At 48.5% G+C, this 4,735-nt stretch carries 4 protein-coding genes and 1 pseudogene; 2 read left to right on the top strand and 3 right to left on the bottom strand.

Annotation, left to right across the window (positions count from 1 at the left end; all coding sequences use genetic code 11):
- A partial coding sequence (locus tag B3180_RS04125; protein ID WP_286843205.1) for a S9 family peptidase occupies positions 1-1,708 on the bottom strand: 1,708 nt, incomplete at its 3' end.
- Between the two features lie 135 nt (positions 1,709-1,843).
- Here B3180_RS04125 and prlC point away from each other — a divergent pair.
- Entirely contained in the window at positions 1,844-3,886 is a 2,043-nt protein-coding gene (gene prlC, locus B3180_RS04120) for an oligopeptidase A (RefSeq protein WP_278358854.1), read from the top strand.
- A gap of 35 nt (positions 3,887-3,921) precedes the next feature.
- On the opposite strand, the gene B3180_RS04115 is transcribed toward prlC, so the two are convergent.
- The gene (locus B3180_RS04115; protein WP_054490200.1) at positions 3,922-4,143 is read right to left on the bottom strand and encodes a DUF2970 domain-containing protein; all 222 of its coding nucleotides are present in this window, start codon (positions 4,141-4,143) and stop codon (positions 3,922-3,924) included.
- A complete protein-coding gene (locus tag B3180_RS04110) occupies positions 4,143-4,445 on the bottom strand; it encodes a hypothetical protein (RefSeq protein WP_054490202.1) in 303 nt (100 codons plus the stop codon). The genes B3180_RS04115 and B3180_RS04110 overlap by 1 nt, the downstream gene beginning before the upstream one ends.
- A 135-nt stretch (positions 4,446-4,580) precedes the next feature.
- Between B3180_RS04110 and B3180_RS04105 the strand changes: the two are divergent.
- Positions 4,581-4,735: pseudogene (locus tag B3180_RS04105) on the top strand (ribulose-phosphate 3-epimerase); the annotation flags it as partial.

Raw genomic sequence — 4,735 nt, 5'->3', positions numbered from 1 at the left:
CCTGTTGTGTCAGCATGGTGTGCCACAAATACAACGAGCCACCCCATTTATTGGCCACAGTCTGCCCCCAGGGTTCGCCGTAAACGTAGAACAAAATAGGATATTCTTTGCTCGGGTCAAAGTCGGTTGGCTTCATGATGTAGCCATCCAGTTCAAGGCCGTCGCGCGCCTCAACACGGAAAAACTCAACCGGTTGTTTCTCGACGTTTTCAACCGCTTTTTGGGCGTCAGTGTTATCGACGACCGTACGAATAACCTTATGGTCTGGCAAAGAAATCATCTTGGTTACAGGCACCTGATTCACAGAGTGAAAGGTGTGCTCTGCGTATTTGGCGTCTTGCGAAATACTGTAGCTGTGAGTACCTTCCATATCTGGCGTCAGACGTTCTAAGCGACCACTGCCGTCTAGGCTGGCGCGGAACAAATAACGCTCTAACGGTGTTTCAGGTGACGCAATAAAGTAGATCCAACCGTTATCTTCGTTGACACGCAGCACTTCAACAACGTCCCAGTTACCGCGGGTAACGGCGGTGGTTCTGCCCGAGTCGCGTTGCACACGGTAAATATGGCGGTAACCACTGCGCTCGCTTAGCCAGGTAAATTCGCGACCATCATTTAAAAAGTGAATGTCGTCTACATACTCGGCCCACGAGGCGGTGCTTTCGCGTAACAGCTCCTGACTACGACCGGTTTCAATATCGCTGATAAAAGCGCGGTTAATGTGTTGTTTGCGAGTCAGTTGCTGAATTAACAGCTGCTCGCTGTTCCCGGCCCAGTTCATACGCACCAGGTAATGTTGACGCGGATCACCTGGAATATCCATCCACTGAGTTTTACCGCCGCTGGCTGGCATAACGCCAATGCGCATGGCTGCGTTGGTTTCACCCACTTTCGGGTAAGGAAATTCTTTAAGCGTAGGGTACAGCTCGTCGGTGTTATTAATCATGGTGAATACCGGCGTACCCTCTGTGTCCAGCTGCCAATAAGCAATGTGCTTGCCATTGGGGCTCCAGCGGAAACCGTCACGCAGGAAGAATTCCTCTTCATTCACCCAGTCAAAGGTGCCGTTTACAATGGTTTCGTTACCGTCACTGGTCAGGGCATTAATTGTAAAGCTGTGAAGGTTCTGCACGTAAATGTTGTTCTGCATCACATAGGCGACTTTGGTGCCCTGCGGGTTAAACTTGGCAAACTGAAGGGTCGACTCGGGAGCATTACCGCCGAGCTTTCGCAGTTCGTTGTTGCTGCGGTCTAGTACCCAGTAATCGCCTAAAGTGTGAGTACGCCATGAGCGTTTTGTATTGGTGAAAATTAATACTTTGTCGCCATCGTCGGACCAGACGTAGTCAGCAATATGCAGTGCTTTATCTCTACCCTGTGGCGTAAGCTGTTCGGCGCTGACTAACACAGTGCGTTCGTTAGTCTCCGGATGATAGCGCACAATATCGCGACCATCGGCTGAATCAGATTGTTCCAGGGTGGTGTAACCTGAGCCGTCTTCCAGCCAACGCGTAGGGGCGGGGCGATCAATGCTAAAGATGTCGCTGGCAAAGATCTTTTCAGGTGTTAGCTGGTTAGTGCCGGTAACTTCAGCCGGTTTAGATTCATCGTCTGGTTGTGTACTACCCAGGTTACTACAGGCACTTAAGGTGATAATGGCCGTAACTGCTGCCATTAAACGCAAAGAGCGAAAAGAGGTGTCAGACATGACATTTACCTTTATTCTGATTTATTAACGATTTGATAATACCGTAAAAAACGCAGGAAACCACATAAGCGTGGTTGAAGACTAGCCTAAAGCCCCAATATCCACTGTAAGCATTTTGAAAAAATTGAGGTAACAATGAGCCGTAATCCGTTATTAGAACAGAGCCAGCTTCCTGACTTTGAGCAAATTAAACCTGAGCACATTCAGCCAGCTTTGAAAGAGTGCATAGAGCATGCCCGGCAGACAATTGATGACGTGCTTGCGAGAGGAGATTTCAGCTGGAACGGCTTAATTGAGCCTTTAACCGACGCTGATGAAAAGTTAGAGCACGTGTGGGCGCCGGTGTCGCATTTAAACTCGGTTGTCAGCACGCCTGAGTTGCGTGAAGCCCATGACAGCTGCCTGCCGTTGTTGTCTGACTATGCAACTTATGTTGGTCAGCACAAAGGCTTGTTTGATGCCTACGAAACGCTGCGTAACAGTGATGAATTTGCCGAACTGACCGAAGCTCAGCAGAAGCTCATTAACGATACCTTGCGTGACTTTCGTTTGTCGGGTGTCGATTTACCCGCGGACAAAAAGAAACGCTACGCTGAAATTTCTTCTCGCCTATCTGACTTGTCGTCGACGTTCAGCAACAACTTGCTGGATGCGACTCACGCCTGGACTTGCTTAATTACGGACGAAAGTCGCTTAGCCGGACTGCCTGACAGCATTAAAGAAGCGGCGAAAGAAACAGCGGCCGATCAGGAAAAAGAAGGTTGGTTATTTACCCTGGATATCCCCAGTTACCTGCCAGTGATGCTGTATGCCGAAGACCGGGAGCTTCGCAAGGACATGTATCAGGCATTTGTAACCCGAGCGTCAGAAACTGGGCCTAACGGTGGTAAGTTTGATAACTCGGCAGTGATGGATGAGACCCTGGCTTTGCGCCATGAAATGGCTAAGTTGCTTGGCTTTAATGACTACGCCGAAATGTCGTTAGCAACGAAAATGGCGGAGTCATCCGAGCAAGTGCTGGGCTTTGTGAAAGACTTAGCTGACAAGTCGGTGTCGCAGGCAAAAGAAGAATACGCCGAGGTGGAAGCCTTTGCCAAAGAGCAAGGCGTTGAGAAAATGGAAGCCTGGGATGTGCCGTATTTCAGTGAGCAACTGAAGCAACAGCGTTATTCCATTTCCGATGAATTACTGCGCCCGTACTTCCCGGAACAGCAAGTGTTAAATGGCTTGTTTGAAGTGGTTAAGCGCCTGTTTGGCATGACGGTTAGCGAGCAAAAAGACATAAAAACCTGGCATGAGAATGTGCGCTTTTTCCGCATTCATGACGCCGATGGTCACTTGCGTGGCAGCTTTTATTTAGACTTGTATGCCCGCCAGGGTAAACGCGGCGGCGCCTGGATGGCGGACTTTGTTGGGCGTCGGGTTCATGCCGACGGTGAGCTACAAAACCCGGTGGCGTTTTTAACCTGTAACTTCAGTAAACCAGTGGGTGGTAAGCCTGCGCTCTTTACTCACGACGAAGTACTGACGTTATTCCACGAGTTTGGCCATGGTCTACACCATATGCTGACACAGGTCGATACGGCAGGGCTTTCTGGTATTAACGGTGTTGAATGGGATGCCGTAGAGCTGCCAAGTCAGTTTTTAGAGAACTGGTGTTGGGAGCCGGAGGCATTGGCGCTTATTTCTGGTCATTATGAAACCGGCGAACCATTACCACAGGAACTGCTGGATAAAATGCTGGCGGCACGTAACTACCAGTCGGCGATGCAAATGATGCGTCAGTTAGAGTTTTCGCTGTTTGATATGCGTATTCACCACGAGTTTGATGAAAGCAAAGGCGCACGTATTAGCGAAATTTTGAGTGAAGTTCGCGAGCAGACCTCAGTACGTATTCCGCCGGAGTACAATCGGTTCCAGCACAGCTTTGGTCATATCTTTGCCGGTGGTTATGCTGCGGGGTACTACAGCTACAAATGGGCGGAAGTATTGTCGTCAGATGCATTCGCACGCTTTGAAGAAGAAGGTATTTTCAGTGCCGCAACCGGGCGTGACTTCCTGCAAGTTATTCTGGAGCGCGGTGGTAGCCGTAAAGCCGGAGACTTATTCCAGGAATTCAGGGGGCGTGAGCCTAGCGTGGAACCGTTGCTAAGACATAGCGGCATTAAAGCTGCGTAAATGAAGTGTCATGCCGTAGCCTGGTGTTATTTACGTCAGGCTACGTTCGCCATCACAATATTAACGAGGCCAACTAAACCAAGTACAAACAAAATGGTAAGAATAACGCCAATGATTATGTAGGCTTTGGGGCTTCCGTGCTGGAAGTCGCGTTGGCGGTTTTTTTCAGTTTGCACACCCAGAAACGCAGCCAGGACACTTACAACCATACTGACAATGCCGAGCTTAGGTGCTTTGTTATCGGAAGAATCTGACATTAATCGGTGTATTCGTTTTGGTAACGTTTTTTGCTGCTATCGCTTGAGCTTGAGATTAACTCAACCAAATCGAAAAAGTGGAACTGTACCGAACGACTGTCACCGGTTAACCAACTAAACCAGGTAACTTGCTCTGCTGCTAATTGGCACTGAGTTGAATTACTGTTTTGTTCGGATTCAGTCATAAGTTGTTGGCATTTTTGGGTAGCATTTTGTTGGGCCATAAGAGACGACGGGCTCACCAAAGCAAATGCGGTAAACGCAGCTAATGCCAGTGAAGTAATCATTGTGAGTAGTCGCATAAAGCCTCTCCAAAATCTAGATTGACCAATTTATCAGCGATTTTGTAAAAATTCTAGTCATCGATGCGAATTTTTTTGTCCGGGGTTAACTGCTACAATAACGCTCTTTTTTAATCAAGGTCGGGAAAACGAACGATGAAACCACTAATTGCGCCATCTATACTGTCGGCAGACTTCGCCCGTTTAGGTGAAGAGGTAGATGCGGTATTAAGTGCAGGTGCCGATGTTGTACATTTTGACGTTATGGATAATCATTATGTCCCTAACCTGACTATCGGGCCTATGGTTTG

Source organism: Idiomarina sp. UBA4206 (assembly GCF_002383015.1).
Taxonomy (GTDB): domain Bacteria; phylum Pseudomonadota; class Gammaproteobacteria; order Enterobacterales; family Alteromonadaceae; genus Idiomarina; species Idiomarina abyssalis.
This window is presented reverse-complemented; position numbering and strand designations above follow the sequence as displayed.

What these genes read in the sequence shown, in the direction of transcription:
- B3180_RS04110 (WP_054490202.1), bottom strand. Translation starts at nt 4,445, where the DNA reads ATGCGACTACTCACAATGATTACTTCACTGGCATTAGCTGCGTTTACC.
- prlC (WP_278358854.1), top strand. Translation starts at nt 1,844, where the DNA reads ATGAGCCGTAATCCGTTATTAGAACAGAGCCAGCTTCCTGACTTTGAG.
- B3180_RS04115 (WP_054490200.1), bottom strand. Translation starts at nt 4,143, where the DNA reads ATGTCAGATTCTTCCGATAACAAAGCACCTAAGCTCGGCATTGTCAGT.